The 411-nt window shown below is 68.4% G+C and carries 1 protein-coding gene; it reads left to right on the plus strand.

Features of this window, described 5'->3' with window-relative positions:
- Window positions 1-411 (plus strand): methyl-accepting chemotaxis protein (locus ACX40Y_RS18220; protein ID WP_459120990.1); only part of this gene is annotated, 411 nt, incomplete at both ends.

The raw sequence follows: 411 nt of genomic DNA on the forward strand, positions 1-411 counted from the left end.
TGCCGGTGAAGCCGGGCGCGGCTTCGCGGTCGTCGCCGATCTCGTCTCGGCGCTCGCGATGCGCGCCGAGGAAGAGGCTGGTCGCGCCCGCGATCAGCTCACTGCCACCCAGGGCGATATCGTGACCGCGGTCGGCATGGTCGAAAAGGTCGATGGCGCGCTCGCCAACATCGCCACCGATGTCGGCGAGGTGCATCAGTTGCTCGGCACCATCGCCACCGACAACCAGGCCCAGTCGACCGCGATCACCCAGATCTCGACCGCGATCGGAACGATGGACCAGTCGACCCAGCAGAATGCGGCGATGGTCGAGCAGACCTCGGCCGCCGCGCGCAACCTCACCTCGGAAGTCGCCTCGCTCGCCGACAAGGCCGCACGGTTTGACATCGGCCAGGGCCAGGCACGCACCAC

The organism is Sphingomonas sp. RS6 (genome assembly GCF_054489705.1).